This is a genomic window from Actinomycetospora chibensis, from assembly GCF_028737215.1.
Taxonomy (GTDB): Bacteria; Actinomycetota; Actinomycetes; order Mycobacteriales; family Pseudonocardiaceae; genus Actinomycetospora; species Actinomycetospora chibensis.
This window is the reverse complement of the sequence record NZ_JAQZAM010000024.1, coordinates 1-22,522: the sequence shown is the minus strand read 5'-3', so window position 1 is coordinate 22,522 and position 22,522 is coordinate 1. Positions and strand designations below refer to the sequence as shown.

22 protein-coding genes are annotated in these 22,522 nt (G+C 74.0%); 10 read left to right on the top strand and 12 right to left on the bottom strand.

Annotated features, from left to right (window positions below; all coding sequences use genetic code 11):
• The first annotated feature begins 11 nt into the window (after positions 1-11).
• Positions 12-857 carry an ABC transporter ATP-binding protein gene (locus tag PH189_RS26510; RefSeq protein ID WP_274191857.1) on the top strand — a complete coding sequence of 282 codons (846 nt, stop codon included), beginning with the start codon at positions 12-14 and terminating at the stop codon, positions 855-857.
• Positions 858-860: 3 nt separating this feature from the next.
• Positions 861-1,703, top strand: a complete 843-nt coding sequence (locus PH189_RS26505; protein ID WP_274191856.1) for an ABC transporter permease — start codon at positions 861-863, stop codon at positions 1,701-1,703.
• A gap of 183 nt (positions 1,704-1,886) precedes the next feature.
• On the opposite strand, the gene PH189_RS26500 is transcribed toward PH189_RS26505, so the two are convergent.
• Positions 1,887-3,203 (bottom strand): MFS transporter, encoded by a 1,317-nt coding sequence (locus tag PH189_RS26500; protein WP_274191855.1) that lies wholly within the window; start codon positions 3,201-3,203, stop codon positions 1,887-1,889.
• Between the two features lie 107 nt (positions 3,204-3,310).
• Between PH189_RS26500 and PH189_RS26495 the strand changes: the two genes are divergently transcribed.
• Together PH189_RS26495 and couO are read left to right on the top strand one after the other, a co-directional pair.
• Entirely contained in the window at positions 3,311-3,790 is a 480-nt protein-coding gene (locus PH189_RS26495) for a MarR family winged helix-turn-helix transcriptional regulator (protein ID WP_274191854.1), read from the top strand.
• 51 nt (positions 3,791-3,841) lie between these two features.
• Positions 3,842-4,705 (top strand): 4-hydroxyphenyl-beta-ketoacyl-CoA hydrolase, encoded by an 864-nt coding sequence (gene couO / locus PH189_RS26490; RefSeq protein WP_274191853.1) that lies wholly within the window; start codon positions 3,842-3,844, stop codon positions 4,703-4,705.
• Position 4,706: 1 nt separating this feature from the next.
• Here couO and PH189_RS26485 read toward each other — a convergent pair whose 3' ends face one another.
• From PH189_RS26485 to PH189_RS26475, 3 genes are all read right to left on the bottom strand, one after another.
• Positions 4,707-6,023 (bottom strand): MFS transporter, encoded by a 1,317-nt coding sequence (locus tag PH189_RS26485; RefSeq protein WP_274191852.1) that lies wholly within the window; start codon positions 6,021-6,023, stop codon positions 4,707-4,709.
• A 36-nt stretch (positions 6,024-6,059) separates the two neighbouring features.
• A complete protein-coding gene (locus tag PH189_RS26480; RefSeq protein ID WP_378014896.1) occupies positions 6,060-6,899 on the bottom strand; it encodes an IclR family transcriptional regulator in 840 nt (279 codons plus the stop codon).
• A gap of 97 nt (positions 6,900-6,996) precedes the next feature.
• A complete protein-coding gene (locus PH189_RS26475; protein WP_274191851.1) occupies positions 6,997-8,175 on the bottom strand; it encodes a cytochrome P450 in 1,179 nt (392 codons plus the stop codon).
• Between the two features lie 124 nt (positions 8,176-8,299).
• On the opposite strand from PH189_RS26475, the gene PH189_RS26470 reads away from it, so the two are divergent.
• The 3 genes from PH189_RS26470 to arr all read left to right on the top strand — a co-directional run bounded on the left by PH189_RS26470 (position 8,300) and on the right by arr (position 11,054).
• Positions 8,300-9,511 (top strand): aromatic ring-hydroxylating dioxygenase subunit alpha, encoded by a 1,212-nt coding sequence (locus PH189_RS26470; protein WP_274191850.1) that lies wholly within the window; start codon positions 8,300-8,302, stop codon positions 9,509-9,511.
• Entirely contained in the window at positions 9,508-10,497 is a 990-nt protein-coding gene (locus PH189_RS26465) for a PDR/VanB family oxidoreductase (RefSeq protein WP_274191849.1), read from the top strand. Before PH189_RS26470 ends, PH189_RS26465 begins: the two co-directional genes overlap by 4 nt.
• Positions 10,498-10,607: 110 nt before the next feature.
• The gene (gene arr / locus PH189_RS26460) at positions 10,608-11,054 is read left to right on the top strand and encodes an NAD(+)--rifampin ADP-ribosyltransferase (RefSeq protein WP_274191848.1); all 447 of its coding nucleotides are present in this window, start codon (positions 10,608-10,610) and stop codon (positions 11,052-11,054) included.
• A 27-nt stretch (positions 11,055-11,081) separates the two neighbouring features.
• Here arr and PH189_RS26455 read toward each other — a convergent pair whose 3' ends face one another.
• From PH189_RS26455 to PH189_RS26420, 8 genes are all read right to left on the bottom strand, one after another.
• Entirely contained in the window at positions 11,082-11,726 is a 645-nt protein-coding gene (locus PH189_RS26455; RefSeq protein ID WP_274191847.1) for a hypothetical protein, read from the bottom strand.
• A 94-nt stretch (positions 11,727-11,820) separates the two neighbouring features.
• Positions 11,821-12,537, bottom strand: a complete 717-nt coding sequence (locus tag PH189_RS26450; protein WP_274191846.1) for a helix-turn-helix domain-containing protein — start codon at positions 12,535-12,537, stop codon at positions 11,821-11,823.
• Between the two features lie 101 nt (positions 12,538-12,638).
• Positions 12,639-13,781, bottom strand: a complete 1,143-nt coding sequence (locus PH189_RS26445) for an MFS transporter (RefSeq protein WP_274191845.1) — start codon at positions 13,779-13,781, stop codon at positions 12,639-12,641.
• A 132-nt stretch (positions 13,782-13,913) separates the two neighbouring features.
• Complete coding sequence (locus tag PH189_RS26440; RefSeq protein ID WP_274191844.1) at positions 13,914-14,633, bottom strand: YoaK family protein; 720 nt, start codon at positions 14,631-14,633, stop codon at positions 13,914-13,916.
• A gap of 31 nt (positions 14,634-14,664) precedes the next feature.
• The gene (locus PH189_RS26435) at positions 14,665-15,990 is read right to left on the bottom strand and encodes an MFS transporter (protein ID WP_274191843.1); all 1,326 of its coding nucleotides are present in this window, start codon (positions 15,988-15,990) and stop codon (positions 14,665-14,667) included.
• 114 nt (positions 15,991-16,104) lie between these two features.
• On the bottom strand, positions 16,105-16,713 hold the full coding sequence (locus tag PH189_RS26430) for a histidine phosphatase family protein (protein ID WP_274191842.1): 609 nt from the start codon (positions 16,711-16,713) through the stop codon (positions 16,105-16,107).
• A complete protein-coding gene (locus PH189_RS26425; protein ID WP_274191841.1) occupies positions 16,710-18,212 on the bottom strand; it encodes an FGGY-family carbohydrate kinase in 1,503 nt (500 codons plus the stop codon). Before PH189_RS26425 ends, PH189_RS26430 begins: the two co-directional genes overlap by 4 nt.
• Before the next feature lie 75 nt (positions 18,213-18,287).
• Positions 18,288-19,094, bottom strand: coding sequence for a DeoR/GlpR family DNA-binding transcription regulator (locus PH189_RS26420; protein ID WP_378014897.1), 807 nt, complete (start codon positions 19,092-19,094; stop codon positions 18,288-18,290).
• A gap of 134 nt (positions 19,095-19,228) precedes the next feature.
• Here PH189_RS26420 and PH189_RS26415 point away from each other — a divergent pair, with 134 nt between their 5' ends.
• Genes PH189_RS26415 through PH189_RS26405 form a run of 3 tightly spaced genes read left to right on the top strand, consistent with a single transcriptional unit; the run spans position 19,229 to position 22,472 of the window.
• Positions 19,229-19,909 (top strand): HAD family hydrolase, encoded by a 681-nt coding sequence (locus PH189_RS26415; protein WP_274191901.1) that lies wholly within the window; start codon positions 19,229-19,231, stop codon positions 19,907-19,909.
• Entirely contained in the window at positions 19,906-20,991 is a 1,086-nt protein-coding gene (locus PH189_RS26410) for a 2-hydroxyacid dehydrogenase (protein ID WP_274191839.1), read from the top strand. The genes PH189_RS26415 and PH189_RS26410 overlap by 4 nt, the downstream gene beginning before the upstream one ends.
• Positions 20,988-22,472: an FGGY-family carbohydrate kinase gene (locus tag PH189_RS26405; protein WP_274191838.1), complete on the top strand. Its 1,485-nt coding sequence runs from the start codon at positions 20,988-20,990 to the stop codon at positions 22,470-22,472. The genes PH189_RS26410 and PH189_RS26405 overlap by 4 nt, the downstream gene beginning before the upstream one ends.
• The last annotated feature ends 50 nt before the right edge of the window (positions 22,473-22,522 follow it).

Sequence of the window (22,522 nt, the reverse complement as noted above, 5' to 3'; positions counted from 1 at the left end):
CAGGAGCAACCATGACCCAGGAGACCGTGGTCCGGCGGTCGGAGCCCGCTCCGGTGGCACCCCCCGATCCGGGGCGCGCCGTCGGCCTGCGCGTCGCGGGCGTCGACAAGGTCTACCCGACCCGCCGCGGGGAGGTGCACGCCCTCTCGGGCATCGACCTCGACATCGGCGCCGGGGAGTTCGTCTCCCTGGTCGGGCGCTCGGGCTGTGGGAAGACGACCCTGCTGCGGGTGCTCTCGGGGCTGCTCGCCCCCACCAGGGGCACGGTCGAGGCCGGCGGGCGCTCCGCGTGGGTGGGCGGACGCCGCGACGACGCCGTGTTCGCCGAGTTCGGCCTGGTCTTCCAGGAGGCGAACCTGTTCCCCTGGTTCACCGTCGTCGACAATGTCGCCCTGCCGCTCAAGCTGCGCGGGGTGTCCCGCGGGGACCGCAGGGCCCGCGCGATCGAGTTGTGCGCGACGGTCGGACTCACCGGCTTCGAGGACTCCTATCCCCGCGAGCTCTCGGGCGGCATGCGCCAGCGCGCGGCGATCGCCCGGGCCCTGGCCTGTGACCCGTCGGTGCTGCTCATGGACGAGCCGTTCGGGGCGCTCGACGCGATGACCCGGGACCGGATGAACCTCGAGCTGCAACAGATCCACGCCGTGTCCGGGGCGACCGTGGTGTTCGTGACGCACTCCATCTCGGAGGCCGTGTTCCTCGCGGACCGCGTCGTGCTGCTGACACCGCGACCCGGCCGCATCCGTTCGATCACCCCGGTGGACCTGCCCCGCCCCCGGGCCGCCGAGGTCGAGGCGACCGCCGGGTTCGGCGAGCTCGTCGTCGCGTTGCGCCGCGAACTGGACCAGGAGGACTGAGCCGTGACGACCATCGAGAGCAGGACCGACGGCGCCGTGTCCGCAGCCGAGCCGACGGCCGAGACGGAGGCGCCCTGGATGCGGCGGCTGCCCTGGGTCTCGGGGCCGATCATGCTGCTCGCCCTCCTCGGCTTCTGGCAGTTCACGGTCTCCGTCGTCGGGGTCTCGGAGTTCATCCTCCCCTCGCCGGCCGCCGTCGCGGGCGCGCTGGGCGACCTGCTCGCGGGCGACGACATCTGGGGCCACATCGGCGTCACGCTGCTGGAGGTGATCGCCGGTTTCGGCATCGCCCTGCTGGTGGGGGTGGCCGTGGGGGCGGTGCTCGGCCGTGTCGCCTGGCTGCAGCGGGCGGTGCAGCCCGCGCTGGTCGCCCTGCAGGTCGTGCCGAAGGTCGCCTTCGTGCCGATCTTCGTCATCTGGTTCGGCTTCGGGCCGACCTCGAAGATCGTCATGGCTGCCCTGCTCGCGTTCTTCCCGATCATGCTCAACGTGATGTTGGGCGTGCGCTCGGTCGACAGCGGTCACCGGGACGTCATGCGCGGGCTCGGCGCCGGACGCTGGGCGACGTTCCGCAACATGGAGCTCCCGACGACGCTGCCCTACGTGTTCGCCGGGGCCGAGGTCGCCATCGTCTTCTCGGTGATCGGCGCGATCGTGGGGGAGTACCTCGGCGGCAGCGAGGGCCTCGGCTACCTCGTCGTGTCGAGCCTCAACGCCCTCGACGCGCCGCGGCTGTTCGCGGTGATCGTGCTGCTCGCCGTGGTCGGGTCCCTGCTCTACGTCGCGGTCACGACGGTGAAGAAGCTCGTGATCCCGTGGCACGATTCCGTGCGCACGGGCGTCTAGGACCGACGATGTCGTGAGAGTCCGGGCGGCTCGTCGGTGTCCCGATCACTCCGACGGCACTGTCGAGAGATCGACGTGGCGGGCTCGGAGGGAGCGGCGCCACCGTGCCGCCGACCGTGCCCCGTGGACACGGGTCGCGCGAACCTCCTCGAGCGGGCGTTGCGCGCGCTCGTCGAGCAGCGCTCAGCGGTTCACGGTCGCGCCCGCGGTGACGCCCGGGTCGTCGGCGAGGTCGTCGGACGACGTCTCCCGCAACGCGACCGTGCAGACGATCGTGAGCAGGCAGCACGCGGCGAGGATGATCGCGACGGTGACGGAACCGCCGCCCCCGGCGAGCACCGAGGCGAAGACGACGGGCGCGATCCCCGCGCCGATCCCGGCGATCTGGTAACCGAGGGACGCGCCGGTGTAGCGGGACCGGGTGGAGAAGAGCTCGGCGTAGAGCGCGGCGAGGGGCCCGTACATCGCGGGGTGCAGGACGCCCTGGCCGATGACCACCGCGAGCGTCAGCAGCAGCACCGCCCCGCTGTCGATCATCGGGAAGAGCAGGAACGCGAACAGCCCCGTCGCGGCGGCACCGGCCAGCACCACCGGCCGGCGGCCGACGCGGTCGGACAGGGCCGAGAAGCCGACGATCCCGAAGATCGCGACGACCGAGCTGAGGGTGAGCGCGTTGAGCACGGTGGGGCGGGGGAAGCCGGCCTGCACGGCGTAGGAGATGACGAACGTCGTGAGCGTGCCCTGGACGGCGAACGCGGCGAAGCCGACACCGATGGAGAGCAGGAGGTTGCGCGGGTGGTGCCGCAGGACCTCCATCAGGGGCGGCGACGCCGGCTTCTCCCGCGCGGCGTCCTCGAACACGGGGGTCTCGGCGACGCGGGCGCGGACGAACAGGCCGACGGCGAGCAGGACGACGCTCAGCAGGAACGGGATGCGCCAGCCCCAGGCGAGGAACGCGGCCTCGCCGGTGAAGGAGGCCGAGGCCGCCAGCACGAGGCTGGAGAGGACCAGACCGCTGGGCGCGCCCGCGTTGGTGAAGCTGGCCCAGAGGCCTCGCCGCGAGGTGGCGTGCTCGGCGGACATCAGGACCGCGCCGCCCCACTCGCCCCCGATCGCGATGCCCTGCAGGACGCGCAGGAGCACCAGCAGGATCGGGGCCCACACCCCGATCTGCGCATAGGTGGGCAGGAGGCCGATCAGGGTGCTGCCCAGGCCCATGATGGTCATGCTCAGCACGAGCATCTTCTTGCGGCCGATCCGGTCGCCGAAGTGGCCGAACACGATGCCGCCCAGCGGACGGGCGAAGTAGCCGGTGGCGAGGGTGCCGAAGCTCGCGACGGTGCCCACCAGCGGGTCGAGGTTCGAGAAGAAGACCTTGTTGAACACGAGCGCCGAGGCCGTCGCGTAGAGCAGGAAGTCGTAGTACTCGATGACGCTGCCGAGGTAGCTCGACAGCACGGCTCGGCGGAGCTGTGGCCCCGACCGGTGGGTCTGAGTCATGGCGGTGCCCCTTGTCTGCGACATATCAAGGAACTTGACGTTAGAGAGCGCCCCCGAAAGTGGTCAAGGCCACGCCCTATATCAAGTCTGTTGATATGCTGCCCGGCGTGACCGAACCCGCGACCCGGACGACCGTCGCCGGCGGCCAGCGCCTGACGTACCTGGTCAAGCGCCTGGAGATGGCCGAGCGGTCGCGGATGGAGGAGGTCCTGGGGCCGCTCGGGATGACGCTGCAGCAGTACACGGCGCTGTCGCTGCTCGAGCGCCGGGGCGGGCTGTCGTCGGCGCAGCTCGCGCGTCGCCACTACGTGACCCCCCAGGCGATGCACCTGCTCGTGACGGCGATGGAGCGTGACGGACTCATCGAACGTCGCGTCGACGGGGAGAACCGCCGGATCCTGCGGGCCTGGCTCACCGAGCGGGGTGAGGAGGCCCTGTTCGCGTGCCACCGGGCGGTGGACGACGTCGAGGGGCGGATGATCGCCGCGCTCGGTGACGACGAGGCCACGTCCTTCGCGCGGGCGCTCGAGCGGTGCCTCGACGCGCTCGCCGAGCCCCGCATCCCGCCCGCCGCGACCACGTCCTGACCGCCCTGCCGGCCACCTCGGCCGGCACCGACCTCCCGTGAGGACACCCTGATGGACCTCGACCAGCTGGACGCCATCGACGTGCACGTCCACGTCGAGCAGGACAGCCACGGCTGCTTCTCCGTCGACCAGGAGCTGCTCGACGCGTCGGCGAAGTACTTCCGGGCCGACCAGGACCGCACGCCGACCGTGGCCGACATCGCCGAGCACTACCGCGCCCGGCGCACCGCCGCGGTCGTGTTCACCGTCGACGCGCCCGCCGGCACCGGGCACCCGCCGCTGTCCAGCGAGGAGATCGCCGACCAGGCCGCCGAGCACCCCGACGTGCTCATCCCGTTCGGCTCGGTGGACCCCCACGCCGGCAAGGCCGCGGTGGCCCGGGCCCGGCGCCTCGTCGACGAGCACGGGGTGCGCGGCTTCAAGTTCCACCCCAGCCTGCAGGCGTTCGAGCCGAACGACGTGCGCTTCTACCCGCTCTACGACGCGATCCAGGAGCTCGGCGTGCCCGCGCTCTTCCACACCGGGCAGACCGGGATCGGCGCGGGCCTGCCCGGGGGGCGGGGCATCAAGCTGCGCTACTCCGACCCGATGCTGATCGACGACGTCGCCGCCGACTTCCCGTACCTGACGATCGTGCTCGCGCACCCCTCGGTGCCGTGGCAGGACGAGGCCATCTCGATCGCCACGCACAAGCCCAACGTCTACATCGACCTCTCCGGCTGGTCGCCGAAGTACTTCCCCCCGCAGCTGGTGAAGGCGGCCAACTCGCTGCTGAAGCGCAAGGTGCTGTTCGGCTCCGACTTCCCCGTCCTCACCCCCGACCGGTGGCAGTCCGACTTCGCGAAGCTCGAGATCAAGGACGAGGTGCGGCCGCTGATCCTCAAGGAGAACGCGACGCGCATGCTCGGCCTGTAGCTCAGACGCCGGCCCTCTCGGCGGCGGGAGCGCGGGCGATCAGCCGGGACGCGGCGACCGCTCCGACCCCGGTCAGCAGGGTGATGATCACGAGGTAGCCCGACGCCCCGACGATGCCCAGGGGCGAGGCCAGCAGCAGCGTGACGATGATCGGGGCGAGCGCGCCTCCGACGATCGACCCGAGCTGGTAGCCGACCGAGGCGCCGCTGTAGCGGATCGCGACGGGGTAGCACTCCGCGGCCAGGGCCCCGGACGGTCCCCACATCGGGGCGGACGCCCAGCGCGCGCCGGCCACCGCGACGGCGATGAGGATCAACGACCCGCTCGCGAGCAGCGGCAGGAACGCGGCGGCGACGACGGCGGTGGCCAGGGCCCCGAAGAGGATCGTGCGGCCGTGCCCCCACCGGTCGGACGCCGCCGAGAACCACAGGATGATCGGCACCTCGAGCACGGCGACGACCAGGACGATGCCGATGAGCGCGGCCCGCGGCAGCCCGAGCGAGCTGGTGCCGTACTGGATGGAGTACGTGGCGGCCATGTAGCCGATGCCGGTGATCCCGGTGAACATCGCGATCCCGCAGAGCACCTGCGGGAAGTGGTGGCGCAGCACCGACGCCAGCGGCAGGGCCATCGACCCGGACTTCTTGACCGCGACGAACTCCGAGCTCTCCTCGATGCGCAGCCGCACGTAGAGCCCGACGCCGACGAGCAGCGCGCTGAGCAGGAACGGGATGCGCCAGCCCCAGGAGCCGAAGGCCTCGGTGGACATCGTGGCGGCCAGCACGAGGAACATCGCGTTCGAGGCGATGAGGCCGATCGGCACCCCGAGCTGGGGGAAGCTGCCGTAGAAGCCGCGCTTGGACTCGGGCGCGTGCTCCACCGAGATGAGCACCGCCCCGCCCCACTCGCCGCCCACCGCGAAGCCCTGCACGAGGCGCAGCACCACGAGCAGGATCGGGGCGAGCGCGCCGATCGTCGCGTAGGTGGGCAGGACACCGATGAGCGTGGTGGCCACACCCATCGTCACCAGCGTCGTGACGAGCGTGGCCTTGCGACCGATGCGGTCGCCGAGGTGGCCGAAGATCACGCCGCCGATGGGGCGGGCGAGGAACCCGACGGCGAACGTCGCGAACGCCGCGAGCGTGCCGGTGAGCGACGAGACGTTGGGGAAGAACTGCGGCGCGAAGACCGTGACGGCGGCGAGGCCGTAGATGTAGAAGTCGTACCACTCGATGGACGTGCCCACGAGGCTCGCGAAGGCGACCTTGCGGACCTCGCGCCCCGAGGGTGGTGCGGCGTCGGACGGGGTGGTGGTCACGGGGGCCCTCCTCGGGCGTCGGGAGCGGGCGGGGGATCAGGCGGGCGTGCGCACGGGCCGGCGACCCGGTCGGGCGGCGAGGGCGTGCGAGACGCCGCTCGCGCTGGTGCGCACCAGCGGTGCGAGCACCGACACCGGCGGCGTGCCCCGGTGCGCGACCACCGACAGGGCGGCGACGACCTCGCCGGAGGCGTCCCGGATCGGTGCGGCGACGGAGACGGCGTCCGCGGTGACCTGACGGTCGCTGACGGCGTAGCCGCGCTCGCGGACCGCGGCGAGCGCCTCACGGATACGCGTCGGGTCGGAGAGCGTCCACGGTGTGTGGCGCGGGAACGGCCCGGCGAGCACCCGCTCGACGACGTCGGCCGGGGCGTGCGCGAGCAGCACCAGCCCCACGCCGGTCGCGGTGAGCGCGAACCGGCCGCCGACCCGGGTGAGCACCCCGACCGCGCGGGTGCCGGCGAGCCGTTCGACGTAGACGACCTCGTCGTCCTCGCGGACCGCCAGCTGGACGTTCTCGCGGGTCACCTGGCAGAGGTCCTCGAGGTAGGGCAGGGCGCGCTCGCGCAGCCCAGGTCCGCGCGGCGCGAGCGCGCCGACCTCCCAGAGCCGCAGACCGATCTGGTAGCGCCCGGCGCCGTTGCGCTCGACCGCGCCCCAGGCCTCGAGCTCCGCGACGAGCCGGTGCGCGGTGGACAGGGGCACCTCGGCGCGGCGGGCGAGCTCGCTGAGCGTCATCGTCGGGCGGTCGTCGGAGAACGCGGCGAGGAGCCCGAGCGCGCGGGCGACCACGGGGCCGGTGCTCGCGCTCCGGGCGGCCGCCAGGTTCGCGGGGGCCAGCGCGGTGGCGGGCGGCGCCGGGTCGGTGACGTCCATGTCAACTCCGGGTGTGCTCGAGGGCGCGTCGGAGTCTGGGGGACGCTCTGTGATCGGCCCAACACACGTTTCCGTATGCCGGAAGGGTGGATGCGGCTCAGGCCGGCACGAATCGGACCGGCACCGACGCGAAGCCGCGCAGCCAGTTCGACAGACGCGGTGTGGACCCGCCCGCCGGCTCGAGCCGCGCGACCCGACGGGCGAGGGTCCCGAGCAGGGCCTCGGCCTCCATCCGCGCGATCACCTGGCCGACGCAGTTGTGCACGCCGGCACCGAAGGCGGTGTGGCCGGCGGCCCGTCGGTGGAGGTCGAACGAGTCGGGGTCGTCCCAGCGCCGCGGGTCCCGGTTGGCGGCGCCGAGCATGAGCAGGACCTTGGTGTCGGGGGAGACGACACCGTTCTCGATCGGGACCTCACGGGTGGCGGTGCGGCCGATCACCGGGCTGGGCGTGTGGAACCGCAACCCCTCCTCGAACGCCGCCCGCGCGAGGCCGGGGTCGTCGTGCAGGGCCGCCCACTGCGCAGGCCGCCGCGCCAGCTCGTGGATCACCGACGCGAAGGCCAGGATCGTGGTGTCGATCCCGGCGGAGAGGAAGGAGCGCACCAGCAGCGCGGCCTCGTCGGCGGTGATGTCGCCGGAGTCGACGTAGGCGTGGATGGCCGCCCCGATCCCGTCCGGGGCCAGGGCCTCGCGGCGCATCTGCCAGGCCACGTACTCGCGGGCGCCCTCGCCGCGACGTTCGGCCTCGTCCCGCAGCACCCCCGGCGGACCCATCGACTGGAAGTTGAGGTCGGCATAGGGCAGCAGGTACTCGCGGCCCTCGGGTGCCATGCCGACCGCGTCGGGCAGGACCGTCATCGGGAACCGCTCGGCCACGGCGACCGCGGCGTCGACCTCGCCCTCGGCCAGGGCATCGCCGACGACCTGCTCGGCCGCGGCCGCGAAGCGCTCGGCCAGCCCGGCGAGGGCCCGCGGCTGCAGCACGCGGTTCATCACGCGCCGGGCGCGGGTGTGGGCGGGCGGGTCGGCGTCGAGCAGGACGCTCGGCGGCCGCCACGTCTCGCCGCGCCGGATGTCGTTGAGCCCGGTGCCCGCGGCCGACGACCACGTCGCCGGGTCGCGGAACGCGGCCGCCACCTCCTCGTGCCGACCGGTGGCCCACACGCCGTGTGCCGGCAGCCACACGAACGGCGCCGCCTCGCGGATCGCGGCGTCGACCGGCAGCGGGTCGGCGAGCACGCCGAGGGCGAACGGGTCCACGTCGAGCTCCACCACGGCGTCATGACACCACCGCGCGGTGCGGTGGAGACATCGATCTCCCGGATGCCGGGAGGGGTCGTGGCGGGTGGCCGCGCCGCGTCCGCACGCTCTCCACGACCGCCACCACCGAGGAGCCGTCGTGACCGCCACCCCCAGCCCGCTGCGCGCCGCGCCCGAGACCTTCGCCCGCCGCGAGTGGCCCCGCGCCACCTGGTACGCCGCCGCCTACGACGTCGAGGTGGGCGCCCACCTGCTCCCGCGCACCGTGGCCGGCGCGTCGCTCGTGCTGTTCCGGACGCCGTCGGGCGAGGCCCGCGCGCTGGAGAACGCGTGCTGGCACCGCCTGCTGCCGCTGTCCGAGGGCAAGCTCCTCGGCGACGAGGTGATGTGCGGCTACCACGGGCTGCGCTACGACGCCGACGGCCGCTGCACGTTCATGCCCTCGCAGACGACGGTGAACCCGTCGGCGCGCGTGCGCTCCTACCCGGTGGCGGAGCGGCACCGCTTCGTCTGGGTGTGGACCGGCGACCCCGCCGACGCCGACCCGGCGACGATCCCCGACCTGCACTGGAACGACGATCCCGCGTGGGCCGGCGACGGCCGGCTCATCCATGTCGACTGCAACTACAAGCTGATCGTCGACAACCTCATGGACCTCACCCACGAGACGTTCGTGCACGGCGGCAGCATCGGCCACCGGTCGGTGGCCGAGTCGCCGTTCGAGGTGACCCACGGCAAGGGCACCGTGACCGTCACCCGCTGGATGATCGACGTGGAGGCGCCGCCGTTCTGGGCGCGGCAGCTCGAGTGGCGGGGCGCGACCCCGGGCCACGTCGACCGCTGGCAGATCATCCACTTCACCCCGCCCGGGACCATCGCCATCGACGTCGGCGTCGCCCCCACCGGCACGGGCGCACCCGAGGGCGACCGCTCCCAGGGCGTGAACGGGTTCGTGCTCAACACGATGACCCCGGAGTCGCCCACCTCGACGCACTACTTCTGGGCCTTTGCCCGCAACTACGCCCTGGGCGACCAACGGATCACCACGCTGCTGCGCGACGGCGTCTCGGGCGTGTTCGCCGAGGACGAGGAGGTGCTCGCCGCCCAGCAGCGGGCCATCGACGCCCACCCGGACAAGGAGTTCTACAACCTCAACATCGACGGCGGCGCGATGTGGGCCCGCCGGATGATCGACCTGATGCTCGCCGCCGAGGACGACTCCTACGCCGAGGCAGGCGCGCGGGCCGAGCGCGACATCGCCGAGCACCACCGCGCCGACCCCGGCGACGGCGCGGAGCGCGAGGTCGCGCGGGCGCGGGCGGAGGCCGAGCGCGCCCGGAGCGGGTCGTGAGCAGCACCTTCGTCGGCGCCCGGGTCCGCGCCGTGCGGGCCGTGGCCGACGAGGTGCGCCAGGTCGAGCTCGTCCCCGACGACGGCGCCCGCGCCTACCCGCCGGGCAGCCACCTGGACCTCGCGCTGGAGATCGACGGGCTGCCCGTGGTGCGGTCGTACTCGGTGGTCGGCGCGGCGCCCGAGGACGGCGCGTACCGGATCGCGGTGAAGCTGCTGCCGGACAGCCGCGGCGGCTCGCGCCGGGTGCACGGGCTCGCGGCGGGCGACCGCCTCGAGCTGCGCCACCCCACCAGCCACTTCGAGCTCGACCCGCGGCGGCCCGGCTACCTGCTCGTCGCCGGCGGCATCGGCATCACCCCGCTCGTGGGCATGGCCGAGGTCCTGGCCCGCCAGCAGGATCGGACCGGGGCTCCGGTGCGCCTGGCCTACGCCGGGCGTCGGCGCGCAGGGATGCCGTTCGTCGACCACCTGCGCGGGGTCCTCGGCGACGCCGTGGTCACCGCGGCGGGCGAGAACGGCGAACGGCTCGACCTCGCCGCCGAGATCTCAGGCCTGCACCCCGACGGCGAGGTGTACGTCTGCGGCCCGCCGCGGCTGACCGACGCGGTGCGGGCGTGCTGGGCCGAGCAGGGCCGCCCGGCGCGCCGGCTGCGGACCGAGACCTTCGGGACCGCCGGACGGCACCCGACCGAGGCGTTCGACGTCGAGGTCCGCGACCATGGTCTGACCGTGCACGTCCCGCGCGACCGCACGCTGCTCGCGGCGCTGCACGACGCCGGGGTGGAGATGGTGTGGGACTGCCTGCGCGGCGAGTGCGGGCTGTGCACGGTCGGCGTGCTCGGCGTGGTCGGCAAGGCCCCCGTCGTCGACCACCGCGACGTCTTCCTCGACGCGGCGGAGCAGGACGAGTCGACCAGGCTCTGCGCGTGCGTCTCCCGCGCGGTCGGCGGGCTCCTCACCATCGACACCGGCTTCCGCCCCTGACGTGCCGTTCCCGCCGTGATCAACGTATAGCGCGGGACGGGGCTTGCGGCAAGCCCTCACCGGCGCCGGAGAATCCCCGCCCGCAGGCGGAGCGGCGGAGGGGAGCGGTCATGGCGGGCGAGCAGGACACGAGGAGCGGGCCGATCCCGTTCGAGGTCCACGAGCAGGGCGTCCTGCTGCACGGGACCAGGGCGGACCTCGCGGTCGGCGACCTGCTGGTCCCCGGCCGCGAGTCGAACTACGAGGCGGGGCGGATCATGAACCACGTCTACGTGACCGCGACGCTCGACGCCGCAGCCTGGGGCGCCGAGCTGGCGCCCGGCGACGGGCCCGGGCGCATCTACCTCGTCGAGCCCACCGGTGAGATCGAGGACGACCCGAACGTGACCGACACGAAGCTGCCGGGCAATCCGACCCGGTCGTACCGGACCCGCGAGCCCGTCCGCGTCGTCGGCGAGCTCGAGGGCTGGACGGGGCACACCGCCGAGCAGCGGCAGGCGATGAAGGACATCCTCACTGACCTGCGACGTCGCGGAGCCGACGTCATCGTCGACTGATCGCGCCGGAGACAGGAGCCCGGGTGTTCAGCGGCGGATGAGCCACCGGCTCCGGAACGTCAGGGCGCGCTCGGTGGCGGCGAGGGCCCCGGCGAGCCCCACGGCGATGGTCCCGCCGGTGGAGAGGCGGATCGGCGAGGTGAACGTGCCGAGGTGCTGGGCGATCACCGGGCTGTGGGTCACCGTGTCGATGCCCCGCAGGAGCGCGACGGCACCCGCGGCCAGGACGACGACGACGGCCACGGCACCGAGCACGGTGCTGGTGCGGGGGAACCGCTCGCCGAACCGGGCTCGCAGGCCCTCCTGGGTCCTCGGGTGGGGACGCAGCACGTGCTCGGCGCCGTCCTCGGTGACGTGGTGCATGCGCTTGAGCCCGTACTGGCTGGTGGCGACCTCGATGACGCCGCCGGGCACCGCGAAGGTCGCGGGGAGGTTCGCGCGAGCGACCTGCACGCCGTCGCGGTAGAGGGAGACCGGGCTCCTCGCGGTGGTGCTGTCGGCCGAGTGCCGGACGTCGACCTCGAAGACGTGGCGGTGCCCGGAGTCATCCAGGAGATCGAGGGCGAACAGCGAACGGCTCAGGATCTGCCAGAGGCGGAAGTCCTGGAGCGCGCTGCCGTCGCCGGGCTTGACCTTCGAGAGCTGCCGGCGTCGCCGGTACGTGGTGAACATGGTGGTCGTCCCCGTCGGGTGCGGTCGGTGTCCACCTGACCATCGACCGTGCCGCCGCGGCACACTCCAGACCTCGTGGCGGAGGCCACAACCGTCAGCCGCCGTGCGGGCTCGTGTCCGGGTGGGCGACGACGGACAGGAAGCGGATCGGGAGCTCGATCAGCTCGGTCGGACCGTGGACGCCCTCGCCGTCGAGCTGGAGCGCGTCGCCGCGACGCAGGTCGTAGCTCGCGCCGCCGTGGCTGTAGACCATGTGGCCCTCGAGCATGTAGAGCAGCTCGGTGCCGGGGTGCTGGAAGAGGGGGAACACCTCGCTGCGCTCGGTGAGCGTGACGAGGTGCGCCTCCATGCGCTTGTGCTGCCCGCGCAGCCCGCCGAGCAGCGTGTAGTCGTGACCGACGCGGGTGCCCCGGGCGACGATCCGCGCGCCCGCGCCGGCCGGCGTGTGCACCGCCTCGCGGTCGACGTCGGCGCCCCGGAAGAAGGCGGTGACGGGGATGTCGAGGGCGTCGGCGAGCCGGGCGAGGGTCGTGAGGCTGCACGAGATCTGCGCGTGCTCGATCTTCGAGAGCATCGGCTTCGAGATGCCCGTGCGCACCGCCATCTCGGCCAGCGTCGCCCCGGAGGCGCGGCGCCGGGCGCGGACCTCCGCGCCGATCGCCCGCTCGAGCCGTCCCTCCTGCGACGCCGGGCGATCGACCTCGCGGGCCGCCGGGCCGTGATCGACAGCCTGGTCACCCGTGGCGGTGCCCGCCGGGTCCTGCGTCGTCCCGTGCACCGTCGGGCCGTCCGGGACGTCGCGGCGGCTCATGGGGCTCCTCGGGTCGGGGTGCGGCGACCGGCGCGGTCGATCGGCCTCCGACCCTCCGTGCCTGCGAGGAGTATGCCGTCACGGGGAGCCTCGTCCGGGTGTCACGCGGTCCGCAGCCGGAGCGCGGACCCCAGCGCCCCGCCCGCGACCATCGCGATGACCAGGCCGCAGAGGACCGTCGCCACCGGGGCGAGGCCCCAGATCTCGACGGCCACCCCGGCCAGCAGGCTCGAGACCGCGGCCGCGAGGTAGCAGAACAGGTAGACCGCGGCGAGGGTGCCGGCGTGCGCGCCCTCCGGGCTGCGGTCGAGCAGGACCCGCATCGCGCCGGCGAACGCGACGCCGAAGCCGGCGCCCGCGACCACCGCGCCCGCGAGGTACACGGCGAAGCTCCCGACGGCGATGGCCGCGATGTAGCTCCCGATCCCGACCACCAGCGCGGCCGCGCCACCGGTCAGGGCGCGCGACGGGGGCAGGCGGTTCGCCGCGAGCCCCGCCACGGGACCGGCGAGGTGGTAGACGGCCACGGCCAGCGCGCCGCTGAACAGGTCGTGGCGGCCCAGGACCGAGACCGACAGCGACGGCGCCAACGCCTGGGTGAAGCCGCCGAGGACGTAGGTCGCCGAGATCAGCAGGCACACCGCGGGGAACAGCGGCCGGGCGCTCGGCGGCACACGGACCACCGGTCGCAGGGACTGCAGGGCCCCGGGACGGCGCGTGATCGTCTCGGGCAGCACCGCCACCGCCAGGGCGCCCGCCGTGAGCAGGCCCGCCGTGACCAGGAAGGACACGGTGGGGGCGGTCTCCGGTGCGAGCTGCACCGCGGCCCCCGAGGCGAGCGAGCCGATCGCGATGCCGCCGGGCGGCGCGCCGCTGGTGATCGCCCCGGCCAGCCCGGGGCGCGACGGGGGCGCGAGGTCGACGACGAACGCCCCGAGCGCGCTGAGGGCGAGGCCGATCGACAGGCCCTGGGCCGCGCGTCCGATGATCAGGGGTGCCGCCGCGTCCACGGTCGAGAGGACCAGGCACGCGGCCGCCCCCACGAGGAGCGCCGGGACGGCGACGCGCCGCCGTCCCAGGTGGTCGGAGAGGCTGCCGCAGCACAGCAGCGCGACGAGCAGCGGGAGGATGTACACCGCGAACGCGCCGGTGAGCGCGATCGTCGAGAGCCCGTAGGTCTGCTGGTAGACGACGTAGAGCGGCGCGGGGACCCCCGCCGCGGCGCAGATCGCGACCAGCGACACCGATGCCGTCGTGAAGGACGTGGCGGGTCGGATGCGCGCGCGGCGGAGCACCAGGGCTCAGGCCGTCGCGGGGCGGACGGCGGCGGGGATCACGGACACCGAGGGTAGGCCGCGGGATGCGGTCCCGCTGGGCTATCTCGGCGTCGCCCACGCCCCCTCGCGGCGGGACAGCAGGTGGATCGTCAGCCCGACGCCGAGGATGATCGCGAGCCCGAGGGTCAGCGCGGCGCCCACGGAGACGAGCCGGACGAGGAGCGCACCGGCGAGAACGCCGACGGTGAAGGCCACCAGCGCGAGTCCGCGGCGGATCACCTTCGGGTCGCCGCGGCCGGCGCCGCGCTCGGTGAGCACCCCCGTCATCGTGAGGGTGAGCACCACGGTGAGCAGGTCGGGGACCTTGAGGTAGCGGATCAGGGCGAGCTGACCGCCCATCGAGGCGGCGAGCAGCACGATGACCAGGGTGCGGACCCCGGCCGGGAGCACGTCGCCGACGGCCAGCACCAGGACCGTGACCGGGAGGGCGAGGACGGCCTTGTAGACCGTCACGTTGCGCACGGCCCGTCCGCGGTGCCCGCCCGAGCGCCGGCAGATCCACGCTCCGGCCAGCACCCCCACGACGAACGAGCCCAGTGACACCAGCGGCGACACCACCGAGAACCCCTCCACGCCGGCGAGCCCGATCCCGATGAAGACGAGGTTGCCGGTCATCGACGACACGAAGACGCGGTCGAGGGCGAGGATGCTGACGGCGTCGACCACGCCGGCCAGCACGGTCAGGGCCAGGAGCATCGCGGGCAACGGCCCGTCCCGGTCGTCGATGAACGCACCGCGCAGTGCCGGGCCGACGGTCATCCGACGATCCTGGCGCCGACGGACGGTCGGGTCACACCCGGACCGGCTCGCCCCTCTTGAGCGCCGCGAGGTACGGGTCCGGCGAGAGCAGCGCCGTGACGATGGTGATCAGCACCATCGCGGACATGTAGACCGCGATCCAGCCCCAGCCACCGGTCGCGTCGAGCAGCGCGGTGGCGATCACCGGAGCCAGCCCGCCGGCGAACACGCTCGCGCCCTGGGCCCCGATCGACGCCCCGCTGTAGCGCACCTCCGGCTCGAACAGCTCGGAGAAGTAGGCCGGCTGCGGCGCGTAGACCGCCGAGTTGCCGATGTTCACCGCGATCACCGTCGCCACCACGATGAGGAACAGCGAGCGGGTGTCCAGCGCCCAGAAGTACGGCCAGCTCATGGCGAGCAGCACCACCGAGCCCCAGAGCACCACCGGCCGTCGCCCGTACCTGTCACAGGCCCAGCCGTAGAACGGGATGCTGACGAGCCCCAGCGCGGACGAGACGATGACCGCGAGCAGGAGATCGCTGCGCGCCAGCCCGAGCACGATGGTGCCGTAGGTCAGGACGAACGTGGTGTGGATGTAGAACGTGCTGTTCTCGGCGAAGCGCAGGCCCGCGGCGCGCAGGACGTTCAGCGGCTGGCGGCGCAGCACGGCGATCACCGGCTGGCGCTCGATCTTCCCGGCCGACCGGGCCTGCTCGAAGACCGGGGACTCGGCCACCTTGAGCCGGATCACGATGCCGACGACGACGAGCACGATCGACGCCAGGAACGGGATTCGCCAGCCCCAGGACAGGAAGGCCTCGTCGGACAGGACGGCCGAGACGATCAGCAGCGAGAGGTTCGCGAGGAGCATGCCGGCCGGCACCCCGGTCTGCGGGAAGCTCCCGAAGAACCCGCGGCGGTTCGGCGGGGCGTACTCGACCGCCATCACCGCCGCCGCGCCCCACTCGCCGCCGAGGCCGATGCCCTGCACGATCCGCAGCAGCACGAGGATGATCGGCGCGGCGAGGCCGATCGCCTCGTAGGTCGGCAGCAGCCCGACGGCGAACGTCCCGCCGCCCATCATCACCACCGAGAGGACCAGCATCGACTTGCGGCCGATCCGGTCCCCGAAGTGCGCGAAGATCACGCCGCCGAACGGGCGGGCGATGAACCCGACGCCGAAGGTCGACAGCGCGAGCAGGGTGCCCGTGAGGGGGTTCGCGGTGGGGAAGAAGAGCTTGCCGAACACCAGCGCGGCCGCCGCGCCGTAGACGAAGAAGTCGAACCACTCGATGGACGTGCCGATCAGGGTCGCCCCCGCGACACGGCGGGTCTCCTTCGCGGTCGGGGCGGGACGTGTGCTCGGAGCAGGCTGCATCGGTGAAACCGGCCTTCCGCGAGGAGGGTGTCCGTTTTCCGTGTGACGCGCATCATACGAAAGTGGGGCCCAGGATCACCAGGTGTGAGTGGTCGCGGACCGAGCGCGACATCGTCAGTCGCACCGCACGTTGAGCGCGAGCAGCGCCGGCGGGCCCTCGTCGCCGAGGCGCACGACGGTGCGGGCGGCGCTCTCGAGCCGCGGGAAGACGGTGCGGTAGCGGTCGAGCGGGATCTCGAGCAGCTCGCAGAGGAGCAGACGCAGCAACGACTGGTGGGCGACGACGAGGACCCGACCGCCCGGGTGCTGCTCGGCGGCCTCGCGGAGCACCGGCAGGGCGCGCGCGACGGCGGCCTCGCCGGCCTCGCCGTGGGGGAGGGGGTGGCTCGCCGGCCGCGCGACGAAGGCCTCGAGGGCGTCGGGGAACGCCTTGCGCATCTCGTCGCGGGTGAGCCCGTCGCCGGTGCCGAAGTCGACCTCGACGAGGCGCGGGTCGACGCGGCAGGTTGTCCCGGCCGCCTCCGCGGCCGGGACGGCGGTCTCGCGGGCACGCCGCAGCGGCGAGGTGAGGACGGCGTCGAGCCCTGCGTCGGCCGCCCAGCGGGCGAGCTGCGCCGCCTGGTCGTGGCCCCGCTCGGTGAGCTCGACGTCCGACCGGCCCGCGTACCGGTTGTCGACGTGCCAGACCGTCTCGCCGTGGCGGACGAGGACCAGCTCGGTCATGCGGTGTCCTCCGTGATCCAGCCGCGCTCCCGGAGCGCGGCGCGGAAAGCGGCGTAGCGCTCGCCGAGCGCGGGGTCAGCCCGGGGCTCGACGACCTCGGCGGTGTGCACCATCGCGGCCGCGGCGGCCACGAGATCGGGCTCGCCGCCGTCGGCGTCGACCGCCGCGCGGGCGAGCAGCGCCATCCCGACCGCGGGTTCGGCCCGGTCGGGGCGCTCCAGCGCCGTGGACAGGACGTCGGCGCGCCGCTGGTTCCACCACCGGTTGCGGGTCGCACCCCCGGTGATCGTGCGGCGGCCGCCGGTGTCGGCGCCGAGGGCCGCGAGGTGGTCGACGCAGAGGCGCTCGACGAACGCGACGCCCTCGGCGAGCGCGGCGAACGCGCTGCGCTCCCCGACGGCGCCGGCCAGCTCGCCGAGCGGGCGGCGACGGTCACCGTCGAGCCAGAAGCCGCGGGCGTCCGGCGCGGCGAACGGGAAGCGCTCCCCGGTGCCCGAGAGGGGATAGACGACGGGCAGGTCGACGGGCGGGTCGGCGAGCAGGGCGTCGGTGTGCTCCTCGAAGAGCGCCGGGTCGACGAGCTCGGCCAGGATCGCGGCGCCGGTGCTCGACGCCCCGCCGGGCAGCCACCGGCCCGCCTGGGGTCCGCGGTGGCAGTAGACGGTGCCGGTGGGGTCGTGCAGCAGGTGCTCGGTGACGCCCTTGAGGACCAGCGTGGTGCCCAGGACCGCGTTCCAGTCGCCGGGACGCACGGCGCCGGCCCCGAGCTGGGCGGCGCAGCCGTCGGTCATGCCGGCGAGCACGGGCGTGCCGGGGCGCAGCCCGGTGGCCGCCGCGACGTCCGCGCCGACGCCGCCGAGGGCCTGCCCGGGCCGGACCACGTCGGGCAGCGCGTCGACGTCGAGCCCCAGGTCGGCGAGCACCGCGGCCGGCCACCGTCCGTCGAGCACGTCGTAGCCGGTCTTGAGCGCGGTGCTCGTGTCGGTGGGGACGTCGCGGCCGACGAGGTGGGCGGTGATCACATCGGTCTGGTGGCGCACCCTGCCGCCGGGCTGCTCGTCGCGCAGCGCGAGCACGGTGGGCAGCGCCCACGTGGCGCCGACGCGGTAGCCCAGCCGCTCCCAGACCGCGGCGCCCGCCTCGCGGACCCGCTCGACGTGGGCGCTCCCGCGGGCGTCGTCGTACATCACGCCGGCCGAGCGCGGGGTGCCGTCGTCGTCGACGAGCACCACTGTCCCCGACGTGCCGTCCACGGCGAGCCCGCCCACGGAACCGGGATCGACCGCCGCGACCACCTCGGCGAGCACGTCGTCGACGGCCCGGCACCAGGCGCCCGGGTCCTGCTCGTGGCGGGCGGACCCGTCGGCCCCGACGGTGCGTCGGCTCTCGAGCGGGCGCGAGGCCCCCGCCCGCAGCGCACCGGCGTCGTCGACGGCCACGGCCCGGACGCTCTGGGTGCCGAGGTCGATCCCGAGCCACGTGCGATCGCAGCGGACCATCAGGGACCTCCACGCTCGACGGCCACGGTCAGATGTACCAAGTTCGGTGTGAACTTCACAAGGAGGATGGGCCGTTCAGCGTGCTGCGACCGTCACCTCCACGTGCTCGCGCATCTCCACCACCAGCTCCTCGCTGACCCCGTCGTCCACCACGAGGGCGTCGAACGCGTCGAGCGGCCGGAGCTGGTGCAGGGCACGGCGCCGAATCTTGCTCGAGTCCATGAGCAGCACCGAGCGTGCCGCGGCGTCGAGCATCGCGCGCTTGACCAGCACGATGTCCTGCTCCTGGTGGTAGGTCATCGACCCGGTCATCGACGACGTGGACACGAACGCCGCGTCCACCGACATCCGGGTGACCGACTCCATGGCGGCGATCCCGCCGAACGAGTCGTGGGTGCGTGAGTAGTCACCCCCGAGGGCGATCAGGCGCACCTCGGGGAGCGCCTTGAGGATCTCCAGGGCGGGCAGGTAGTTCGTCACCACGGTCAGGGGACCGACGTCCTCCAGGCGCTCGACCAGGGCCAACGCCGTCGTCGAGTCGTCGACCATGATCGAGGAACCGGGCTCCACCAGGGCGAGCGCGGCGTCGGCGATCCTCGCCTTCTCGGCACGGTGCACGGTCCGCCGGTACTCCGAGTGCGCCTCGAACACCGAGGTCGGCTGGGCCGACACGCCGCCCCGGTACTTCCGCACGAGCCCGCGGCGGGCGAGGTCGTCGACGTCGCGGTGCACGGTCATGAGGCTGACCCCGGTGAGGTCGACCAGCTCGGCCGCGCTCGCCGACCCCGCCGCCAGCACGTGATCGACGATCCGCTGCTGGCGGCTGGTCCTCGCGTGCACCGCGCGAGGCGCGGGCGGTCGGCCGCTCACGAGGCCCAGCATCCCGCAGCCCACGTCGGGAGCGGTCCGCCCGGTCCCCGGTCTTCCCTTTCTTCGATCACATCGCCGATGTTAATTTCCCAGAGCCGATGTGGGGAGAGACGATGACCGGTCATGCGCCCGGCCCCGCGGACGGGATCGCTCCGGCCGCCGTGGTCTTCGACCTCGACGGGGTGCTCCTCGAGAGCGAGCACCTCTGGGAGGAGATGTGGACCCGCTACGCGGCCCGGTCCGGGGTCACCTGGACCGCCGAGGACACCGGCCACGTCCAGGGCATGAGCGCCCCGGAGTGGGCGGACCACCTCGCCCGCCGTGCCGGTACCGGTGACGCCGCCGCGGCCGAGCGGGCCGTCGTCGACGACATGCTCGAGGCGCTCGAGCAGGGGCGGATGGAGCCCTACGACGGCGCGGTGGTCATGGTGCGCGAGGTCGCCGGGCGCGTGCCGATCGCCCTGGCCACCTCGGCCGCCCGCCGCCTGCTCGACGCCGTCCTCGCGCGCCACCGGCTCGACACCACGTTCACGGCCACCGTCTCGAGCGCCGAGGTCCCGCGCGGCAAGCCGAGCCCCGACGTCTACCTCGAGGCCGCCGGACGGCTCGGTGTCGACCCGGCCGCCTGCGTCGGCGTCGAGGACTCCAGCAACGGCATCCGTGCCGCCCACGCCGCCGGCATGACCGTCATCGCGATCCCGAACCCCACCTACCCGCCGAAGCCGGACGCCATGGAGCTCGCCACCCGGGTCGCCGACGGCGTCCCCGCGGCCCACCGCGAGATCCTCGTCCTGCTCGACGGCGTCCCCACCGGAGCCGCCCGATGACGCGCGTCCTCGCCGCGGGGGACGGGTTCGTCCTCCCCGCCCTGTTCGACGAGGCCCTGCGGGGCGAACCCGACGTCGGTGACCTCGACATCGCCCACCTCACGGCCGGCTGGCCCACCGAGCCCTTCGGCCCGGTCGGGCCCGAGGGCGCCCGGGTGGAGGAGGCGTCGGGGACCGAGGACGACCTCGTCGCCGCCCTCGACGGCGCGCGCGTGTGCCTGACGCAGATGGCGCCGTTCACGTCCCGGGTGTTCGACGCGGCCCCGGATCTCCAGATGGTCGCGGTGTCCCGCGGCGGGCCGGTCAACGTCGACCTCGCCGCGGCCGACCGGGCCGGCGTCGCCGTCGCCCAGGCGCCCGGGCGCAACGCGGCGGCTGCGGCCGAGTACGCGGTGGGCATGACGCTCGCGGCGCTGCGCCGCATCCCGCTGGCCGACCGGGAGCTGCGGGACGGGACCTGGCGCGGCGACCTCTACGCCTACGACGAGGCCGGCCTCGAGCTCGACGGCGCCACCGTGGGCCTCGTCGGGTACGGCGCCATCGGCCGGCTCGTCGCCCGGGTGCTCCGCGCCTTCGGCGCGACCGTCCTCGTCGCCGACCCCTACACCGACGAGGCCACGGCCAGTACCGACGGCGTCCGTCTCGCCGAACTCGACGAGCTGTTGCGCTCCTCGTCGGTGGTCAGCCTGCACGCGCGGCTCTCCGACGAGACCCGCGGCATGATCGGCGCCCGCGAGCTCGACCTGCTGCCCGAGGGCGCGGTCCTGGTCAACAGCGCCCGCGGCGGCCTGCTGGACTCCGGTGTCATGGATTCCGGTCGTCTCCCCGAGGCCCTGCGCTCCGGGCGCCTCGGCGGGCTCGCGCTCGACGTCTACGACGTCGAACCCCCGCCCGACGACTGGCCCCTGCACCACGCGCCGAACGTCGTCGCCACCCCGCACCTCGCCGGGGCGACGAAGCAGACCGCCCATCGCGCGGCGTCCATCGCCGCCGGCGAGGTCGCACGGTTCCTGCGCGGGGAGCCGCTGTGGCACCCGGCGAACGAGGTCGCCCGCGCACACACCGAGGGGGTGGCGTCGTGATCGTCGGAGTGGACGTCGGGACGTCGATGACGAAGGCCGACGCGTACGACGACGCCGGCCGCAAGCTGGCCTCGGCCGAGCAGGCGTCGCGGCTCGAGCAGTTCGCCGACGGCCGTGTCGAGCAGGACCTCGAGGACGTCGTCTCCTCGGTCGTCGACGTCGTGCGCCGCGTGGTGGCCGACGCCGGCGAGCCCGTGCGGGCCCTGGCCCTCACCGGGCAGGGCGACGGGCTGTGGCTGCGCGACGCCGACGGCGCCGCGACGCGCCCGCCGATCTCCTGGCTGGACGACCGGGCGGCCGACGTGGTCCGCGGCTGGCAGGACGACGGCACCGTCGCCGAGGTCTACCGCCGCACCGGCGTGGGTCTGTTCCCCGGCTGCCACGCGCCGCTGCTCACCGCCCTCGGACGCGACGAGCCGGAGTCGCTGGAGCGGGCCGCTGTCGCCGGCTACTGCGTCGACGCCCTGGTCCAGCGCCTCACCGGGGAGATCACCGTCGACGCGTCGGACGCGTCGCTGCCCTTCCTCGACGTCGTCTCCCGGACCTACGACGAGGGCGCGCTCGCGGCCTGCGGGCTCACCGAACGGCGCGGGCTCCTCGCCGAACCCGCGCCCTCGGGCACCGTCTTCACCCTGGACCGTCGCGGCGCGGAGCTCCTCGGCCTGCCCGAGGGCACCCCGGTGACCGGGGGCCCGTTCGACCTGCCCGCCGGAGCGGTAGGGGCCGGGCTCTCTACACCGGGCGACGGTCTGCTGATCATCGGCACGACGCTGGCCTGCGAGGTGTTCACCGACCGCGTCGACCCGGACGAGGTCCCCGACCCCGCCGGGATGTGGCTCTGCACCCCGCAGGACGGGCTCTGGCTGCGGGCCATGCCGGCGATGGTCGGCACCGCGGGGCTCGACTGGCTGCTCGACTTCCTCGGCGTCGGCATCGACGCCCTCGAGGACCTGCTCGCGGGCACGGGGCCGGGCGCAGGGGGCGTCTCGGCGCTGCCGTTCCTGGCCGCCTCCGGGGAGCGGGCGCCGTTCGTCGACACCCGGGCCCGGGGGCAGATCGAGGGCGTGACGCTGGGGACGGGGCGCGGCGACGTCGTCCGCGCCGTGTGCGAGGGCATCGCGTACACCGCGAAGCACTGCTTCGAGCGCGCGTCCTCGTCGGCCGACGCGCAGGGACGGCTCGTGGCCTGCGGCGGCGGGTCGCAGTCGGGGCCGTGGGCGCAGATCTTCGCCGACGTCCTCGACCGCCCTCTGGAGGTGCCCGACGACCCCGGTCTCGGGACGCGGGGAGCGGCCGTGACCGCCGCGCGGGCCCTCGGCGACGACCTCGATCCCGCCGCGTGGGCCGCGCCGTCGCGCACCGTCGAGCCCTCGCGGGACGCCCGGGGCTGCTACGCGGACGGCTACCTGCGCTACCGCGCGCACGTCGACACGGCCCGCGACTTCTGGGCCCGCCAGGCGCAGGGCTTCGCCCGTCCCTAGAGCCTGTCTGGTGGTTCATGAGATCCAGGCCAGGGTGGCGCGGAAGGTGA

Coding starts and splice junctions, on each gene's coding strand:
- PH189_RS26510 (WP_274191857.1), top strand. CDS start 12: ATGACCCAGGAGACCGTGGTCCGGCGGTCGGAGCCCGCTCCGGTGGCA.
- PH189_RS26500 (WP_274191855.1), bottom strand. CDS start 3,203: ATGACTCAGACCCACCGGTCGGGGCCACAGCTCCGCCGAGCCGTGCTG.
- couO (WP_274191853.1), top strand. CDS start 3,842: ATGGACCTCGACCAGCTGGACGCCATCGACGTGCACGTCCACGTCGAG.
- PH189_RS26480 (WP_378014896.1), bottom strand. CDS start 6,899: ATGGACGTCACCGACCCGGCGCCGCCCGCCACCGCGCTGGCCCCCGCG.
- arr (WP_274191848.1), top strand. CDS start 10,608: ATGGCGGGCGAGCAGGACACGAGGAGCGGGCCGATCCCGTTCGAGGTC.
- PH189_RS26455 (WP_274191847.1), bottom strand. CDS start 11,726: ATGTTCACCACGTACCGGCGACGCCGGCAGCTCTCGAAGGTCAAGCCC.
- PH189_RS26450 (WP_274191846.1), bottom strand. CDS start 12,537: ATGAGCCGCCGCGACGTCCCGGACGGCCCGACGGTGCACGGGACGACG.
- PH189_RS26440 (WP_274191844.1), bottom strand. CDS start 14,633: ATGACCGTCGGCCCGGCACTGCGCGGTGCGTTCATCGACGACCGGGAC.
- PH189_RS26435 (WP_274191843.1), bottom strand. CDS start 15,990: ATGCAGCCTGCTCCGAGCACACGTCCCGCCCCGACCGCGAAGGAGACC.
- PH189_RS26430 (WP_274191842.1), bottom strand. CDS start 16,713: ATGACCGAGCTGGTCCTCGTCCGCCACGGCGAGACGGTCTGGCACGTC.
- PH189_RS26425 (WP_274191841.1), bottom strand. CDS start 18,212: ATGGTCCGCTGCGATCGCACGTGGCTCGGGATCGACCTCGGCACCCAG.
- PH189_RS26420 (WP_378014897.1), bottom strand. CDS start 19,094: ATGCTGGGCCTCGTGAGCGGCCGACCGCCCGCGCCTCGCGCGGTGCAC.
- PH189_RS26410 (WP_274191839.1), top strand. CDS start 19,906: ATGACGCGCGTCCTCGCCGCGGGGGACGGGTTCGTCCTCCCCGCCCTG.